This is a genomic window from Methanothermobacter sp. THM-1, assembly GCF_009914355.1.
GTDB classification, from domain to species: Archaea; Methanobacteriota; Methanobacteria; order Methanobacteriales; family Methanothermobacteraceae; genus Methanothermobacter; species Methanothermobacter wolfei.
In genome coordinates this window covers 947,096-965,280 of record NZ_CP044013.1, presented here as the reverse complement: position 1 = coordinate 965,280, position 18,185 = coordinate 947,096, and the positions used below count along the sequence as shown (strand labels likewise).

17 protein-coding genes are annotated in these 18,185 nt (G+C 49.3%); 12 read left to right on the top strand and 5 right to left on the bottom strand.

Annotation, left to right across the window (positions count from 1 at the left end; genetic code table 11):
- The first annotated feature begins 41 nt into the window (after window positions 1-41).
- The 6 genes from FZP57_RS04995 (at window position 42) to FZP57_RS04970 (ending at window position 8,519) form a co-directional block, all read left to right on the top strand.
- The gene (locus FZP57_RS04995; protein ID WP_191216007.1) at window positions 42-4,961 is read left to right on the top strand and encodes a cobaltochelatase subunit CobN; all 4,920 of its coding nucleotides are present in this window, start codon (window positions 42-44) and stop codon (window positions 4,959-4,961) included.
- 195 nt (window positions 4,962-5,156) lie between these two features.
- On the top strand, window positions 5,157-5,867 hold the full coding sequence (locus FZP57_RS04990; RefSeq protein WP_191216006.1) for a DUF2162 domain-containing protein: 711 nt from the start codon (window positions 5,157-5,159) through the stop codon (window positions 5,865-5,867).
- 13 nt (window positions 5,868-5,880) lie between these two features.
- Window positions 5,881-6,561 (top strand): MotA/TolQ/ExbB proton channel family protein, encoded by a 681-nt coding sequence (locus FZP57_RS04985; protein ID WP_191216005.1) that lies wholly within the window; start codon window positions 5,881-5,883, stop codon window positions 6,559-6,561.
- Complete coding sequence (locus FZP57_RS04980) at window positions 6,518-6,856, top strand: DUF2149 domain-containing protein (protein WP_074359039.1); 339 nt, start codon at window positions 6,518-6,520, stop codon at window positions 6,854-6,856. The genes FZP57_RS04985 and FZP57_RS04980 overlap by 44 nt, the downstream gene beginning before the upstream one ends.
- A gap of 155 nt (window positions 6,857-7,011) precedes the next feature.
- Window positions 7,012-7,695, top strand: coding sequence for a HisA/HisF family protein (locus FZP57_RS04975; protein ID WP_074359038.1), 684 nt, complete (start codon window positions 7,012-7,014; stop codon window positions 7,693-7,695).
- Window positions 7,692-8,519: a PfkB family carbohydrate kinase gene (locus FZP57_RS04970; RefSeq protein WP_191216004.1), complete on the top strand. Its 828-nt coding sequence runs from the start codon at window positions 7,692-7,694 to the stop codon at window positions 8,517-8,519. Before FZP57_RS04975 ends, FZP57_RS04970 begins: the two co-directional genes overlap by 4 nt.
- A gap of 43 nt (window positions 8,520-8,562) precedes the next feature.
- Here FZP57_RS04970 and FZP57_RS04965 read toward each other — a convergent pair whose 3' ends face one another.
- Window positions 8,563-8,757, bottom strand: coding sequence for a hypothetical protein (locus FZP57_RS04965; protein ID WP_074359036.1), 195 nt, complete (start codon window positions 8,755-8,757; stop codon window positions 8,563-8,565).
- 126 nt (window positions 8,758-8,883) lie between these two features.
- On the opposite strand from FZP57_RS04965, the gene pdxS reads away from it, so the two are divergent.
- The gene (pdxS, locus tag FZP57_RS04960) at window positions 8,884-9,765 is read left to right on the top strand and encodes a pyridoxal 5'-phosphate synthase lyase subunit PdxS (protein WP_074359035.1); all 882 of its coding nucleotides are present in this window, start codon (window positions 8,884-8,886) and stop codon (window positions 9,763-9,765) included.
- A 22-nt stretch (window positions 9,766-9,787) separates the two neighbouring features.
- Here the strand turns inward: pdxS and FZP57_RS04955 are convergent, their stop codons facing one another.
- The 4 genes from FZP57_RS04955 to FZP57_RS04940 all read right to left on the bottom strand — a co-directional run bounded on the left by FZP57_RS04955 (window position 9,788) and on the right by FZP57_RS04940 (window position 12,523).
- Window positions 9,788-10,318, bottom strand: a complete 531-nt coding sequence (locus FZP57_RS04955; protein WP_191216003.1) for a hypothetical protein — start codon at window positions 10,316-10,318, stop codon at window positions 9,788-9,790.
- 102 nt (window positions 10,319-10,420) lie between these two features.
- Window positions 10,421-10,759, bottom strand: a complete 339-nt coding sequence (locus tag FZP57_RS04950) for a P-II family nitrogen regulator (RefSeq protein ID WP_191216002.1) — start codon at window positions 10,757-10,759, stop codon at window positions 10,421-10,423.
- Between the two features lie 8 nt (window positions 10,760-10,767).
- Window positions 10,768-11,991, bottom strand: a complete 1,224-nt coding sequence (locus tag FZP57_RS04945; RefSeq protein WP_074359032.1) for an ammonium transporter — start codon at window positions 11,989-11,991, stop codon at window positions 10,768-10,770.
- Window positions 11,992-12,184: 193 nt separating this feature from the next.
- Entirely contained in the window at window positions 12,185-12,523 is a 339-nt protein-coding gene (locus tag FZP57_RS04940) for a P-II family nitrogen regulator (RefSeq protein ID WP_074359031.1), read from the bottom strand.
- A 129-nt stretch (window positions 12,524-12,652) separates the two neighbouring features.
- Between FZP57_RS04940 and FZP57_RS04935 the strand changes: the two genes are divergently transcribed.
- From FZP57_RS04935 to FZP57_RS04915, 5 genes are all read left to right on the top strand, one after another.
- Window positions 12,653-12,949 carry a hypothetical protein gene (locus tag FZP57_RS04935; RefSeq protein WP_074359030.1) on the top strand — a complete coding sequence of 99 codons (297 nt, stop codon included), beginning with the start codon at window positions 12,653-12,655 and terminating at the stop codon, window positions 12,947-12,949.
- 72 nt (window positions 12,950-13,021) lie between these two features.
- Entirely contained in the window at window positions 13,022-13,594 is a 573-nt protein-coding gene (locus tag FZP57_RS04930; RefSeq protein ID WP_074359029.1) for a helix-turn-helix domain-containing protein, read from the top strand.
- Window positions 13,595-13,606: 12 nt separating this feature from the next.
- Window positions 13,607-14,008, top strand: coding sequence for a thioesterase family protein (locus tag FZP57_RS04925; protein WP_074359763.1), 402 nt, complete (start codon window positions 13,607-13,609; stop codon window positions 14,006-14,008).
- A 12-nt stretch (window positions 14,009-14,020) separates the two neighbouring features.
- On the top strand, window positions 14,021-15,664 hold the full coding sequence (locus tag FZP57_RS04920) for an AMP-binding protein (RefSeq protein WP_191216001.1): 1,644 nt from the start codon (window positions 14,021-14,023) through the stop codon (window positions 15,662-15,664).
- A 22-nt stretch (window positions 15,665-15,686) separates the two neighbouring features.
- On the top strand, window positions 15,687-18,176 hold the full coding sequence (locus FZP57_RS04915) for a DUF5814 domain-containing protein (protein ID WP_074359027.1): 2,490 nt from the start codon (window positions 15,687-15,689) through the stop codon (window positions 18,174-18,176).
- The last annotated feature ends 9 nt before the right edge of the window (window positions 18,177-18,185 follow it).

Below are 18,185 nucleotides of genomic sequence, written 5' to 3'. Positions count from 1 at the left end.
TAATACTATTTGAATAAAAAAATGAAGGGAGGTGAAAAGTTATGAGAAAACATCTGATGACAGTAACAGCAGTTCTTCTCATGGCAATGCTCTGCCAGACCGTGGCAGCAGCAGACAACAGTACGGAGGTTGATACAGATCCTTTGACAGTAAATGGCACGGATCAGATTAAAGACCCTGTGGTGCTTGTGATACATTCATCTACAAGTTCCAAGATGACCAATGACGCTGCAAAGAAGGTCATGGACCTCATAAATCCATCACAGCCGGGTTACGATCCAGGGAATAAATCTACATGGACGGTACGCTTTGAGGTGAGGACCACAGCGCAGATAGCCAGCATGAACCCCGAGGAACTCAGGGCGCTTATAGAATCCGCAGATATAGTGATTGCAGAGTGGCTCTTTGACTCAGGAAACTTCAGGAACGTCATGAATGCCTACCCTGAAATAGCATCCAACAAGCCAAACAAGATATTCATGGTCCTTGAAAGCGACCCTGACCTTACCAGCATGTCACAGATAAAAGGAGTCAGAATATTTGACGGTATTCCATCATCAGTCATAGGAAACACCGACACAAAAAACACAATCCTGTACGACCTTAAAAACTCCAATGAAGCCCGTCTAATGGCATACGTGAACACATACCCCCAGCTTGCCCCATGGGTAGCCTACGGTCTCTACTATGCAAAGAAGGGGACCATCAACTATGAAAACCAGTTCAAGCTCCTTCTCAAGAACTTCACGGTGATGAATGGAGGGACCTGGCCCTCAGCATGGGAACCATCAGCACCCGTAACTCTCCCTGCAGAGATGCTCTACAGGGACGGCAGGGTCTTCACCAGCCTCGCAGAGTACCTTGCAGCATACCCCCTTGACCCATCAAGGCCCACCATTGGAATCGCGGGACTCGACAGCGTACTCCTCTCAGGGGACATGGCCCACTTTGACAGCATAATAGCAAAACTCACTGAACGTGGAATGAATGTCATACCCGTGGTGGGTGCCTATTCAGGTGTTAACGGGACACAGCCACTAAACATCTACTCAGCCATGGTCAAGTTCTTCACCTACGACCCGGCAGACCCATCAAGGGTTGTCACCGCAGCAGAATACGAGGCAAACCCTGATTACTACAGGTACAGGATAGATGCCCTTGTAAGCTTCACAACATTCACCCTTGGCTCAGGATTCGTCAATCAGACCGCTGCTCTACTTGAGAAGATGAATGTGCCTGTCTTCAGGGCCATGATATCAACCAAGAGGGAGGAGGGTGAATGGCTGCTCTCGGATGACGGGCTGCTCTGGAGCGACACCTACTACCAGATAGCGATACCCGAGACACAGGGGATCATTGAACCCATCTTCGTCGCAGCACCCGCAAAGAGCATTGACCCGGTAACAGGGGTTGAAATCGTCGCATACACTCCGATAGAGGAGCAGATGAATTACCTTGCAGACAGGATCGGTAACTGGGTCAGGCTGAAGTACCTCACCAACTCTGAGAAGAAGATAGCACTCATATACTACAACTATCCACCGGGAAAGGGCAACATAGGTGCAAGCTACCTCAACGTCCCGGAGACTATAGTTGAAATCCTTAAGGCACTGCAGAGCGCAGGGTACAGTGTTTCAGGGTTCCCTTCAACGGCTGATGACCTTGTCAGACTCCTGGTTGAGAGGGGCATTAACGTTGCCATCTGGGCACCCGGTGAACTTGAAAGGCTTGCAGATGAACCCCAGGTCATACTCTGGGACGCTGATGAGTACTATGCATGGTTCCAGACCCTCAACCCGGTTGCCCGTAAACAGGTAATCGAGGGACCCGTGGGCTACATTGAAGAGATGGTCAGACTTGCACTTGACTACATATCAAGTGACACGGCATACACCGCAGCCATCAAAACCATCGATAAATGGACCTCAGAGATGATATCCCTTGCAAACAGTTACCCTGAAAAGGCACAGCAGGCAGTTAGACTGATAGGGAATATGACAGAAGCACTTAAAGCAGTTCTGGAGAATGCAAAGACTGGTAAGAGCACTGAAGCATCATGGAACCTGTTCTATCAGTTTAAGAATGAATTCCAGAGCCTTTCAGTCCCTGGATTCAACGGATGGGGCGAGGCACCGGGAAACATCATGACGGTTGAAAGGAACGGTAAGAAGTACATCGTAATTCCAGGTATACTCTTTGGCAACGTCTTCATAGGACCGGAGCCCCAGCGTGGCTGGGAGGCGGATGTTGAGAAGCTCTACCACAGCACGGTCGTTGCACCACCACACCAGTACCTTGCATGGTACGCATGGGTTAACACGGTCTTCAATGCCGATGCACAGGTCCACATTGGAAGACACGCAACCTACGAGTGGCTCCCGAGGAAACAGGTAGCCCTGAGCAGCTTTGACTTCTCACAGATATGTGCCGGTACAAAGCCCTCAGTATACATATACATCGTTGACGGTGTGGGTGAGGGCATACAGTCCAAGAGAAGGGGATACGCCGTTATAGTTGACCATCTAACACCACCACTTAAGACAACCCAGCTCTACGGTGACCTCCTCGAACTCAGTTCACTGATAGACACCTACTCAAGAACACCGGATGCAAGCCCCCTTAAGGCTGAGTACCTTGAGTCCATAAGGAACATGGTTATAAAGCTAAACATCGCCCCGGAGATCAACATAAACCCTGAAAACTTCACAGAGGACGACGTTGAAAAGGTTGATGACTACCTTGTGATGCTCCAGCAGACCCTCATGCCTGTCGGGCTACATACATTCGGCCTTACCTGGACCGATGAGGAGGTGGCTCTGCTTGCAGCAGCCATAGTATCCGCAGACGGAGGACCATCCAGCCCTTCGCTACAGAGGCTTATAGCCTCCAGTATGGGTCTGGACTTCGATAAACTCACGGCGATCCAGGCAGATGAGGTTAACAACAGGACAGTGGACTGGATACTCCAGATAATAAGGGGAAGAGCACCTGAGACCCTAACAGACGATGCACAGATAATAGAACTCCTTAACAGGGCAAAGGGATACGCTGACCTTATAAATCAGAGCTTCGGTTCAGAGATGAACTCGCTTCTCGATGCCCTTAACGGAGGGTTCATAACACCACGTTCAGGTAATGACCCCATCAGGAACCCCCTGGCACTTCCAACAGGCAGTAACTTCTATGCGGTATCAGAGAACCTCATGCCGACAAGGACGGCATGGAACCTGGGTAAGAGGCTGGCTGACATGGCACTTGCACAGTTCGATGTCATACCTGAGAAGGTGGCTGCCGTTGTATGGTGTGTTGAAACTGTCCGTGATGACGGTACAATGGTATCCTTCGTACTCAGACTCATGGGTGTGGAGCCAACATGGTCATCAACGGGTTCGGCTGGAAACATAAAGGCAACACCACTATCACAGCTACTCACGGATCTCAACACGGTACGTGCGGCTTCAGGGCTCCCTGCTCTGACAGAAAGACCCAGGGTGGACCCGATTGTAACAACCAGCGGACTCTTCAGGGACCTCTTCCCGAGGCTCCTCATAAACATGGACAGGGCCTACAGGGTTGCCCTTGCAGCCTCATACAGCAGGATTGTTGAGGAGCACCCGGAACTCAGGACATCCCTGGACTACGTGCTCCAGACCCTTGTTGATGCAAAGTACACCAACTTCAGGGGCAACGAGTCACTGGATACCAATTACATCGCAAAGCACTGGATCAGCGATACCCTGAAATACATGGCCATGGGACTGAACGCAACAGAGGCCGGTGAAATAGCCATTACAAGGATCTTCGCCCCGCCTGTGGGTGACTATGGTGCGGGTGTCAGTAAGGGCGCCGAGATGTCATGGACCTGGAATGACAGGAGCGAACTTGCAGAGATCTACTTCAACAGGATGAGCCACGCCTACAGTGAACGTTCCTGGGGTGTTTCAATGCCGGATACATTTAAAGAACTCCTGAAGGGTGTTCAGACGGCTTACCACAGCAGGAGCACGAATCTGTATGGGGTGGCTGACAACGACGACTACTTCGACTACTTTGGCGGACTTTCAATGGCCATTGAAATGATGAACAATGGAAGGGCCCCTGATCTCTATGTGCTCAGGTACTCCAACCCGGCAAACCCGGCAGTCATGACCCTGAAGCAGTTCATAGCGATGGAGTACAGGACAAGGTACCTCAACCCTGAGTGGATAAGGAGCATCCTCAGTGAGGGCTACTCCGGGCCAAGGACCATAGCGAAGTACACTTCCCACCTTGTGGGATGGGAGTACACCGTACCGGATCTACTTGACAGCGCCTTCTGGGACGCATACTTCGATGCAGTTGTTGCAGACAGGTATAACCTTGGAATCAGCGTGGCCTATTCAAGGAACCCCTACGCTGCAATGGATATCCTGGCCCACTTTGCTGAGATGGCGAACAGGGGCCAGTGGGATGCCAGTCCACAGAAACTCGCCTACATTGCAGAGGCCCTTGGATCCTATGTGGCTGAGCATGGTGTTTCATGTTCAGGGTCAATCTGTGGTGACAGGGAGCTCATGAAGTGGCTGAGCCAGTACATGTCCGCCGATGTTAAAGGGAAATTCACATCAGCACTGTATGCAGCAACCGGTGCGGCGGTATTTGCCCCTGAACCTGCTTTGGATCCTGGTGAAAATCCAGTTACGGGTCCTGTCACGGGTCCTGTAAACCCATCACCTGGTGGTTCGTCAGGTGGAATGACGGGTTCGTCAGCAGGTGCTTCAGCAGCATCCGCAGGAATGGAATCAGGTTCGTCGGCAGGTGCTTCAGAAGGTGGAACAGGTCCACAGAAATCCTATGAGGTTAAAGAGACTCCTGAAACACTAAATGAGAAGCAGGATTTCCCTGTTTACGGAGTCATAGGTATTGTGGCGCTACTTGCCCTTGTAGGAGTGGGCTACTTCCTTGGACCTGGAAGGAGGTGAATACCTCCTTCACCAATTTTTTCCGGAAAATATAAATATCAGTTTTATTTTATTTTTTATAAAAATTGATTGAATAAGGTTTCGGGTTCTTCCAGATGGGAGTATTAACTTCATGCTCTGATTCCTGGTTTGAGTAATAATTTAATTTATATACTAATTAATCATAAATGCTATGTGAAAGAGAAGGTGTGGATCATGGACATTGCAAACCTACTATGGCAGGCTGGAATACTCTCGGTTCTCCTGATATTTGGAGTTAAAATTGGGCTGGCAATGGGATTTGCCGGACTCTCAAAGAAGATGGCGGCCCTTGTAACAGCAGGATACGGTCTTGGAGTTTTTGGTCTATCGGCCCTTGCAAACGCATACATCAGCTCAGTTCAGGGATTCTTCAACACCTACAGTTCACTGATAACCATAATCATGGCAGCGATCCTCATATTTGCAGGTGTACACACCCTCCGTGAATGGAAGGAACACCGGCGGGACACTGCAAGGACGGCATGCGTTGCAATGGTGGCTCCATGCCCCTGCTGCTTCGGGGCGGTGCTGGTCAGCATAATACTCATCTCACCCATAATCGGTGTTTCAGCGGTGACCCTCGGCAAATATTCAGGCGTCATACTCGCAGCATTCATAGCATTCTTCTATATCTTTGCCAATGGAATCTCCAGGGCCATAGATAAACCTTACCCTGTACTCCTAGGTAACTTCATGCTGTTTGCAGGCCTTTACTTCCTCACGGCCGCCATCGTACTTCCAAATGTCAACAGTGTCATGACAATGAAAATGACACCCCTCACGGTGCCGGGTATAGATACGATTATCTACGTTGTCCTGGGGACACTGGCACTTATAGGACTTGGAATCTACCTTAACAAGAAAAAAAGCACTTTTATAGAATGAGAGGTGAATTAGTATGGTTGCAGTACCAGGCAGTGAAATACTTAGCGGTGCCCTGCACGTTGTCTCCCAGAGCCTCCTCATACCTGTTATAGCAGGGCTTCTGGCATTCATGGTATACGCCATAGTAACACTGGGTGGCATGATCTCAGAGTACTCCGGAAGGATAAGGACAGATGTGAAGGAAATAGAATCCGCCATAAAGTCAATATCAAACCCGGGGACACCTGAAAGGATAATGGAAGTTGTTGATTCAATGAACATACCCCAGAGCCAGAAGGATGTTCTAAGGGACATTGTAAACACAGAAAATCTTGGAACAAAGTCAAGGGAGGCCCTTGCAAGGAAACTCATAGAGAATGAGGAGCTCAGGGCTGCCAAGAGCCTTGAGAAGACGGATATAGTAACAAGGCTTGGCCCGACCCTCGGGTTGATGGGTACCCTCATCCCCATGGGCCCCGGCCTTGCAGCCCTCGGGGCGGGTGACATAAACACACTGGCACAAGCCATCATAATAGCATTCGATACAACGGTCGTTGGACTCGCATCCGGTGGTATAGCCTATGTCATCTCCAAGGTCAGGAGGAGATGGTACGAGGAGTACATGTCAAACCTTGAGACCATGGCCGAAGCTGTACTGGAGGTGATGGAGAATGCCGCTGAGGCGCCGGCGAAGACTCCTGTCGGATCAAAATGAAGAGGATCCAATGGCAGGGAGCGCAAACCTTGTTGATGCAATGCTGGTACTCTCAGTCGGATTCCTCATATTCCTTGTGCTCTCCTGGAACATGCAGAACGTTGTCTTTGCAGACATGACACCACAGGAGAGGCAGGAGACCATGGAGGCCATGAAGAAGGCGGTGGAGGTCCAGAGGGGCCAGGAACTCAACGACACACCCCAGACCAGTTCGGGTTCAGGTCAGGGCTTCGTTGAGATGGGAACCGTCTACAGGGACCCAAAGACAGGTAAACTCATCATGGTGCAGGGTTAGAGATTCCCCCCTTCCTTTTTTCGCTGGAAAAGGTTTTTTTCTGGATCAAAACTATTTTTATCTCTTCAGAGCAGATAGTGTTCTGTTCATCGTCTGAGGTGATGGCGAGCATATTTTATTCCTTACCAGATTATACTATAAGTTACGGTGATACCATGGAGATCATACCCGTCCTTGACCTTATGAATGGAATGGCAGTATCCGGTAAATCAGGTGAACGTGAAAACTACAGGCCCCTTGAGACGGTCTTCTCAGACACACCGGACCCTGTGAGCATAGCCCTCTCCCTGAAGGCCATGGGTGCAGGATCGGTTTACATAGCTGACCTTGACGCCATTGAAGGTAAAGGCCACAACCTTGATGTGGTGGGGAGGGTGAACCATGTGCTCCCGGTAATCCTTGATGCGGGGGTTAAGGATTCTCAAACATTCGGATTCTTCCTTGAACACGCTTCCATGGTTGTGGCTGCAACCGAAACCCTATCATCATTTGAGGAACTTGAAGAGATAATCAGAAGGTACCCGCCTTCAAGGACCGTGATAAGCGTTGATGTGAAGGACATGGAGCTCTACTCAGCCGGCATTGACCTTGGACTTGAGGAGTTGAGGGACAGACTCCTCGGGATGGAGACCGGTGACATAATACTCCTTGATATCAGCTCGGTGGGTACGGGTGCAGGGTTTAACAGGGAACTCCTTGAGGTCTTCAGGCCGCTCATTGACAGGATCGTCCCTGGGGGAGGCGTGCTACCTGAGGAGATCCCTGAACTTGAGGCCATGGGGGTTAGAAGGGTCCTTGCTGGAAGGGCGCTCCATGAGGGGAGGTTGATGCCCGGTTGAAGGCAGGAGAGAGATACCTCCTTATCGGCCCCGTGAGCAGGGACCGGATAATAAGGGGGGAGAGGGTATCGTTAAGGACAGGTGGAGCTGTATACTATTACGCAAGGCTCCTGTCCTATCTCGGGGTGGAGCACACCGCCGTCGTGACCATTGCAGAGGAGGATCTTCACCTCCTTGAGGCTTTTCCAGAGGACACTGAAATCATCCCTGTATACAGGGAGGCAACGGTTGAATTTGAGAACATATACAGTGACGGGGACCCTGATGACAGGATCCAGAGATCAAACTTTGCTGAAAACCCTTTATATGTAGATGATATTGTGGAGATGGCGGGAGAGGGGTGGACCGCTGTCCTTGCAGGGCCACTGTTGCCATCGGACATACCCATCAGCACCCTTAAATTTCTGGGAGAAGGGCACAGCCTCTACACGGGACTGCAGGGCTACCTCAGATTCCAGGGGAACCCTGGTGTTTCACTTGGATTCAGCAGGAAAATCTGGAGTGTCCTTGACTGTTCAGATGCGGTCTTTCTTGATGTGAATGAGCTTGGAGTAATAGCAGATGAGAGGAGAAGGGCCCTTATGCTCATGGGTGAACATGTTGATGAGGCTGTGGTGACCCGAGGAAGCAGGGGTTCTTTTATATACCGCAGGGGCCGTTTAATGGAGGTAAAGGCTGTGGAGGCAGTCAGGGAACTTGAACCAACGGGCCTGGGGGATACCTACATGGCGGCTTACGTCTATATGAGGCAGCGGGCGGGGCCACTGGATGCAGGTAGATTCGCCTCAATGATGGCCACGGGAAAACTTGAAGGTAAAATTTAAAAAGAGCTGACTTTGTGCATGATAATAAACCGTTTACCCGGGATCAGATCCCGAGGATGAGGGGCAGTATGATGAATGGGAGGAGTCCCGCTGCAAAGAAGAGACCCACACCCCCAAGTAACTGTTCCCTGTTTTCATCCATGACCCCGTTACATATGAGCAGCATGCTGATGAATCCAAGGACTGCTGGGATTCCATGTGAGTAGATTACTGATCCTGTGAATGTTCCGGCAACCATTTCAACCACGCCAGTTTTTACATTTATATGTTGAGGGGTCCACTTAAATATTTTGGGATCCGCAATAGCTATTTAAAGACCGACATTCATAAATGTTAATGATTATTCTAATGGAGGAGATTGATCATGCTGCATGGTACAGAAGTACTCAAGAAAGGATTTGCAAAGATGACCAAGGGCGGCGTTATAATGGACGTTGTGAACGCTGAACAGGCAGCCATTGCAGAGGATTCCGGTGCAGTCGCTGTCATGGCCCTTGAGAAGGTCCCCGCTGATATAAGGGCCTCAGGTGGAGTTGCAAGGATGGCTGATCCCAACAAGGTCCAGGAGATAATGGACGCGGTGTCCATACCTGTCATGGCCAAGGTAAGGATAGGACACTTCGTTGAGGCCCAGGTCCTGGAGGCCCTCGGTGTTGACATGATAGACGAGAGTGAGGTTTTAACCCCTGCGGATGAACGCTTTCACATTGATAAGAAAAAATTTACCGTTCCATTTGTTTGCGGTGCAAGGAACCTCGGCGAGGCACTCCGGAGGATAGATGAGGGGGCTGCCATGATAAGGACCAAGGGCGAACCAGGGACAGGTAACATCGTTGAAGCCGTAAGGCACATGAGGATAATGATGAGTGAGATCAGGGAGATAGGGAACAAGGAGGAAGAGGAGCTCTGGGAATTCGCAAGAAAGATTGAAGCACCCCTTGAACTTGTCAGGGAAACAGCAAAGCTTGGTAAGCTTCCTGTGGTTAACTTTGCAGCAGGGGGTGTGGCAACACCTGCAGACGCGGCCCTCATGATGCAGCTTGGTGCAGACGGCGTCTTTGTGGGTTCAGGTATATTCAAGTCAGATAACCCTGAGGGTTATGCAAGGGCCATAGTTGAGGCAACAGCTCACTATGATGATCCCGAGGTTATAGCGGAGGTTTCAAGGGGCCTTGGAACCGCGATGAGGGGCCTTGAAATCAGTGAGATCCCTGATGAGGCCAGGATGCAGGACAGGGGATGGTAGTCTCCCCTAAAATTAATTTTTTTTAGATTGCCTGGTATATGATTCTGGTGCTGTATGTACCTGGATCTATGAAGGGTGGAACTGTTATATGGTAATTGATTGGTATTTCCACCTCTGTATTTCCATTTCTCTGCCAGAACAGGTAGGGTGTGGTTGTGAATGATTTTTTTTCCACCACTATCAGTCCATATGGGCTGTTATAATTTATGCTGTACTTTAGGTTTGATATGGGTATTTCCTGGTTATCTGTACTCATGAGACTGTCTGATTCTGAATAAACGTATAATCTAAGCTGGCCTCTCTGGGATGCGGTTAAAAATGTAACCTCATAGTAGCTTCTTTCGATACCATCTGGCTCCACTGTTCCAAGATCAAGGTAGGTAGGGTTTATGGTAATAGAGGCTTCAGTTGCCATTGGCTGAATCAGTGCATTGTTTCCTGTATTTTTAATGGTTACATTCTCTGCGGTGGTGTTCTCAGTTGTGTTGGCACCTGCACTGGTAAAAACTGTTATGAGAATGAATATCAGTATAAATGGTGTGATGTACCTCAAGTTATGTAATCCTTTTTGTTCATATGTCTGTATATGGATGGTAAAAAGGTTTCTTTTTTGTCCCTGAAAAATTAAAAGAAAGAATAAGAATATAAAATACTTTTAAACAGCTTTTTTACCACTTTCACCTGTCCTTATCCTCACAACATCCTCCACACTGGATATGAATATCTTCCCGTCACCTATGTCCCCGGTCTGGGCGTTTTTGACTATTGTTTCAATCACCCTGTCGACTTCTTCATCGTTGACAACTATTTCGATCTTTGTTTTCGGGAGAAGGTCTATCCTGTAGTCCCTTCCACGGTAACTCTCTGTTACGCCGAGCTGCCTTCCCCGTCCCCTGACCTCTGTAACCGTCATTCCATGGCATCCTGCTTCTTCAAGGGCGTTTTTAACTTCTTCAAGTTTTTCAGGCCTTATGATGGCAACTATTTCCTTCATACTATCACCTAAATTCGGTAACCTGACTCCTCATGGAGGTTGGTGTCAAGACCCTCTATCTCTTCCCTGTCACTTACCCTGAGACCTACTGCAATGTCAAGGATTTTACCTATCACCAGTGTTACTATGAATGAGTATGCGGCCACCACGGCAACTGCTATTACCTGTGCTGTGAGCTGTCCTGGGTTACCGTAGAAGAGCCCTGTTCCAAGTTCATTTATGAAGGGGGCTGCGAAGAGTCCTGTTGCAACTGAACCCCATATACCTGACATTCCATGTATACCAAAGACGTCAAGGGCATCATCATATCCTACCCTTGGTTTGAGGTATGATACTGCAAGGTATGATACTATACTTGTTGCAAGCCCTATGATTATCGCTGCAGGTACTGTTACAAATCCTGCTGCAGGTGTTATTGCAACCAGACCCGCAACTGCGCCTGATATACCGCCAAGTACGGTGGCTTTACCTGTTTTAAGGTAGTCAAGAATTGCCCATGATACCATACCCGCGGCTGCAGCCGTGTTGGTCACAAGGAATGCTGATGCAGCCAGTCCTCCTGCTGTCAGGGCTGATCCTGCATTGAAACCGAACCAGCCGAACCATAGCAGTGCAGCGCCTATAACTGAGTATCCAAGGTTGTGTGGCAGCAGTCTTGTGTCCTTTCTCTTACCGAGGAGGTATACAAGTGCCAGTGCAGCCATACCTGAGTTTATATGGACAACCGTACCCCCTGCAAAGTCAAGTGCTCCCAGCTGGGCCAGAAATCCTCCACCCCACACCCAGTGGGCTACAGGGACATATACTAGGCTTACCCATAGTACTATGAAACCCAGCCATGCTGAGAATTTCATCCTTTCAACAACCGCACCTGATATCAGTGCTATTGTTATTGCAGCGAAGGTTAGCTGGAATGTTATGTAGATGAAGCTTGGGACTGTTGGTGCAAGTTCCGCGAGGTTCTCAACTCCTATTCCGTTCATGAAAAGATTCACGGGACTTCCTATGAATCCCATTATATCAGGTCCGAAGGCAAACTGGTAGCCGTAGAGGACCCATATGAGACTTGTCACTGAGAAGGCTATCAGTGACATGAACATCGTGTTTAAAACGTTTTCTTTTTTTGTTAAACCCCCATAGAAGAGAGCAACGCCTGGAACTGTCATGAGCATTACAAGGGCTGTTGATATGAGCAGCCAGGCCGTGTCCCCTGAGTTTAATACCGCGTCCATTAAATTCCTCCTTAACCAAATCAATACCGGAAAGCAGAAGCAATCTTCCGACAGTATGATGGTGGGTGATAATTCTATATAAACCTTTCGGTATTCTCTAATTATATTTTCAGAATATGATTCAATAAAAATTAATATATTCAGATAAAATAGAAGACTAATGAAATTAATTAACCTCTATTATGCTTACGTGTCAGATGGCTTTTTCTCCCCTTTCACCAGTCCTTATCCTCACAACATCCTCCACATCGGATATGAATATCTTGCCATCACCTATATCCCCTGTCCTGGCATTCTCAATTATTGTTTCAACTACCCTTTCAAGGTCCCCTGAATCTACAACGATCTCAAGTTCCACCTTGGGAAGAAGATCAACACAGTAATCCATTCCACGATAGCTCTCCCTTATCCCCATCTGCTGGCCCCTTCCCCTCACATCCGTAACCGTCATCCCCTCTATACCCTCAAGTTCAAGGGCATACTTAACATCCTCAAGTTTCTCTCGCCTGATAACAGCAGTGATCCTCTTCATGACAGTCACCTTTATGTTCCTCTATTGGATTAGATATTTAAGACTAGAGTCAGAGTCGCCTCCTAACATACCGTCTGAAGCCAACATTAAAATACAATAAAGTCAATAGAATCTTAAAGAGGTGTTAAGTTGAATTCAACAAAGAGGGGACGATTATTCGCGGTTCTCATGATTGCACTGATTGCCTATGGCTTTTCATCATCGGTATGCATGGTTCTGAAGCCATCCTTTGCGGTTGAAATCCCCACCCAGATCCTCCCGGCGGAAGAACGCATTGAAACAGCCGGTAACCCTGGCTTCCAGCCGGTAACCCTCAGGAAACACGTCATGAACATCACAAACAACACAACAGCCAATGAAACCCAGGAACTGATATACATAAACACCACTAAATCCCGCAATAACACCCGCTGGAACACGGACTAGGGTCCAACAGCAATTTTTTTAAAGGGATTATCCCAGAATATTAATTCAGATGCAAATTTTTAAGGTGATTGCGTGCCCGAGAACACGGTAGGAGAGAGAATAAAACAGCTCAGAGATAACCAGAACATCACTATCCAGGAACTCGCAGAGAGAAGTGGTGTTAACCAGGAACTCATAAGTAAAATAGAGGAGGGCGACGTTCTCCCCTCACTGACACCCCTCATAAAGATCTCAAGGACCCTCGGAGTCCGGCTTGGAACGCTCCTTGATGACAGGATACAGGATGAACCCATCATAGTCAGGAAGGGTAAGACCCGGAGGGTAATACACTTCTCAGGACGTGAAGATGAAACAGGATCAAGCAACCTCAACTTCCACTCCCTGGGAGCAGGCAAAAGTGACAGGCACATGGAACCCTTCATCATAGACGTTGAAATCCATGAGGACGACTTCAAACTATCATCCCATGAGGGTGAAGAGTTCATCTACGTCCTTGAGGGTGAAATCGAGGTAATCTACGGCCAGGACACCTACACCCTCCAGGCCGGTGACAGCATATACTACGACTCCATAGTACCGCACCACCTCCATGCAGCAGGAGAAGAAAAGGCAAGGATACTGGCAGTTGTTTACACACCATTCTAGATGGATGATAGGATGTTCAAAATAACAGTAACACCCCGCTTCGGGGATATTGATGGACTCAGGCACGTTAACAACACTGTTCTTGCAGTATGGTTTGAGAAGGGAAGGAACCCCATATTCAGGATGTTCACACCGGACCTGGACCTCAGCTATGAGAAATGGAAACTCATCCTCGTAAGGACAGAGTTCGATTTCCTTGCACAGATGTACTACGGGAGCGACGTTGAGATCAGAAGCTACATAACCCATATCGGAAACTCATCCTTCACCATCGGACATGAAGCCTGGCAGGACGGAGAGCTCAAGGCAAGGGGCAGGGCGGTCCTCGTTCACTATGACTTCATCGAGCAGAAGAAGAAACCGATACCTCCAGAGATAAGGGCTCAGCTGGAGGAACACCTTGTAGAGGAATGAAAGGGTGGATTTATGGTTTTCACAGAGGATACAATAGGAGAATTTTTTGAAAAACAGGTTGAAAGGTACGCTTATAAGGAATTCATAGTTTACCCAGACAGGGACCTTAGATTCACCTACAGGGAGTTCAATGACAGGGTCAACCTCATGGCCAAGGGCCTCCTGTCTATAGGAATAAAGAAGGGCGACCACGTGGGTATCTGGGCCACTAACGTTCCGGACTGGCTCACATTTCTCTTTGCAACAGCAAAGATCGGCGCCGTCCTTGTAACGGTAAACACAGCCTACAGGAGCCATGAACTGGAATACGTCATGAAACAGTCTGATATGAAGGCAATAGCAATCATAGATGGCTTCAGGGATGTTGACTACATTCAGACACTCTACGAGCTCGTCCCTGAACTTAAAACCCATGAAAGGGGCCACCTCAGGAGTGAAAGGTTCCCTGAACTCAGGAGCGTCATCTACATAGGCGCCCAGAAACACAGGGGAATGTACAACACCCACGAACTCATGCTCCTTGGAAGACACGTCCCTGACAGTAAACTTGAGGAGGCGGCTGCAGAACTCAGGAACACGGATGTGATCAACATGCAGTACACCTCAGGGACAACAGGGTTCCCCAAGGGGGTCATGCTGACACACAGGAACATACTCAACAACGGCTACTACATCGGTGAGAGACAGAGGTTCACAGAGGAGGACAGGCTCTGCCTCCCGGTCCCCCTCTTCCACTGCTTCGGGATAGTGCTGGGTGTGCTGGCCATCCTTACCCATGGAGGCACCCTGGTCATGATAGAACTCTTCGACCCCCTCCTGGTCCTTGCAGCTGTTGAGAAGGAGAAGTGCACGGCCCTCTACGGCGTTCCCACAATGTTCATAGCAGAATTCACACACCCGATGTTTGACATGTTCGACCTCTCATCACTCCGTACAGGGATCATGGCAGGTTCACCATGCCCCATCGAGGCAATGAAACGCGTCATGAACGACATGAACATGAAGGAGGTAACCATAGCCTACGGACTCACAGAGGCCTCACCTGTATTCACACAGACAAGTGTTGATGACCCCATAGAGAAACGTGTCGAAACCGTGGGGACACCCCTCCCCCACATAGAGGTCAAGATAGTTGACCCCGAGACCGGGGAGGAACTTGGACCCGGAGAGCCGGGTGAGATCTGCTGCCGCGGCTACAACGTCATGAAGGGCTACTACAAGATGCCCGAGATGACGGCCGAGGCCATAGACGAGGATGGATGGCTCCACAGCGGAGACCTTGTGGTGATGGATGAGGACGGCTACTACTCAATCGTGGGCCGTATAAAGGACATGATCATCCGCGGCGGCGAGAACATTTACCCCAGGGAGATCGAGGAATTCCTCCACACCATGCCGGGTGTAAAGGACGTGCAGGTAGTCGGTATACCCGATGAGAAGTACGGTGAAATAGTAGGGGCCTTCATCATAAAGGAGGATGACGCGGATCTCCTTGAAGAGGACGTCCGGGACTATGCGATCCAGAGGATAGCAAGGTACAAGGTCCCCAAGCACGTGTTCTTTGTGGATGAGTTCCCACTGACTGCAAGCGGGAAGGTCCAGAAGTTCAAACTCCGTGAAATGGCAGTTGAGCTTCTAAAGAAGAAGGAAACCTAATATTTTTTTCTTGAGCGGTAGAATGATAATTTTAAACAGGAGAAAAAGGTCAGTTGATTTTATCCCTGCAGGAAAACCCAGCGGAGCCCTCAACACCCGCAGGAAACCCCCATTCTGGGGGAGGTTAAAGGTCCAGAAGACAGGGTCCGGTCCAAGGATAGCGAGGTTCACCATAGAAAGGGATGGGAAGGAAAGCCTCAGGAAACCCTCAGAGGCACTTAAACTGATGAAGAAACAGGCAGTCTTCCTCACGGGCCATGATGAGGAACTCGAGGAACTCCTATCAGCCTACGGTATCAGGTACAGGCACACAAGGGTCTGCCAGCACTGCCTCCATGAGGGGTACGTTACTGTTGTGAATTCAAGGTCATCAACGGTGTACTCCGGCCAGAGGATATGCTCAAGGTGCGTTGATGAGGTGATCAAGAGGGAACTCAGGTACTCGGGCCTTGATGTCTTGGTATACAGGAATCTCAGGAGGCTCATCAGGAGGGGGATACCCCTCGAGGAGGTCCTTGAGGTCATATCACCCCGTTTTGACCCCCTTGATAACAGGAGATTAACCCTCTATGATACGGTCACCTCAGGGGCTGACAGGACACCACAGGTCCCGGTGGATAAACTGGGGATTCCCGAGGGATTCATAAGGATACTTAAAAGGGAGGGTAACCGTGTACTGAGGCCGGTGCAGGTACTTGCGGTTGATTCGGGCCTCCTTGAGGGTGAGGATCTCATGGTGGTATCTGCAACTGCAAGTGGAAAGACACTAATAGGTGAACTTGCAGGCATACCCCGGGCAATGGCCGGTGAAAGGTTCATATACCTCACACCCCTCGTGGCACTGGCAAACCAGAAATACAGGGACTTTAAGGGGAGATACTCACGTCTCGGTCTTAAAACAGCCATAAAGGTTGGTATGAGCAGGATAAGGGCCCGTGAAGAACTGAAGATTCCGGAAACCGATCCGTCATCTTCTGACATCATAGTGGGTACCTATGAGGGCTTTGATTATATCCTGAGGTCAGGAGGGGCTGAGAGACTTGGCAGGGTAGGGGTGGTTGTGGTGGATGAGATACACACCCTTGAGGATGAGGAGAGGGGTTCGAGGCTTAACGGGATGATAAGGAGGATAAAGGGGTTATTCCCTGAGGCCCAGATCATAGCACTCTCTGCAACCGTGAAGAACACTGAGGAGATAGCCTCGGATTTTGGTCTGAGACTCGTTGAGTATGATAGAAGACCCGTACCCCTTGAGAGGCACATTGTATTTTCAAGGAGCCCTGAGGAGAAGAAGAACCTCATACTCAGGCTTGCAGAGCGGGAGTTCTCCCTGAAGTCAGAGAGAGGATTCCATGGCCAGACCATAATCTTCACAAACTCACGGAGGAAGACGAGGCTCATTGCAGAATACCTTACAAGGAACAGGGTCAGTGCAGCTGCCTACCATGCGGGTCTATCCTACAGGGAAAGGCAGAGGATAGAGAAGGCGTTCGCCTCCCAGAAGCTTGCTGCCATTGTAACAACAGCCGCCCTTGCAGCTGGAGTTGATTTTCCAGCATCACAGGTTATTTTTGAGACGCTCCTTATGGGTAACCGGTGGCTGACGGCCAACGAGTTTTCACAGATGCTTGGAAGGGCCGGGAGGCCATCCTATCATGACAGGGGAATTGTATATGTCCTTGCAGAGGCTGGAATGGAATTTGATGGAGAAACAGAGGAGGTGAAGGCCCTTGAACTCCTTGAAAGCGGACCGGACCCTGTTGATGTCCACTATTCTGAGGAGGATGTTCTTGAACACATCCTTGCAGATGTAAGTTCAGGGGCACTCAGGAGGAGGTCCGATATCTCGGGGGATGGCTCATGGATCCTTGAACCCGGAAGAGCCCTTGAAATCCTTGAATCCTATGGTATGATCACCACAGAGAGTGGAATTGAGGTCACACCCTACGGTATGGCCGTATCAAGGTCCTTCATCAAACCAGGGGACGCCGAGTACATCAGGTCAAACCTCCAGGGGAACCCCCTTGACGTTGCCCTTGAAATGGAACCCTTCACATCAGCGTACCTTTCAGGGAGACTCCACAGGAAGCTGAGTCAGGCAGTGAAGGCTAAATTTTCAACGAGGCTGATGGCAGATTCAACCCTTGACATACTCTCAGGGGGGGATAACCTTGTTAAACTGGATAGCAGACTCCAGGAGGCTGTTCTGAAACTTCAGATGGACTTCCTATCATGTGAGTGCAGGGAAAGGCCCTTCTGTGGCTGTATCCAGAGTAAACTGTCCCGTCATATAATAGACAGGAGGCTGAGGGGGGAGGACCCTGCTGATATAAGCAGGGGACTTCTATCAGGATATCAGATCCAGGCCTATCCAGGGGATATATTCAGCTGGCTTGACTCAACCGTACGGACCCTTGAGGCGGTTAAAAGGATTGCATCAGCATTCCGGAAGAAAAAGACTGTAAGGGAGTGTTCAAGGATCATAAGGGGTATAGAGATGGGGCGGATATGATAATCTGCC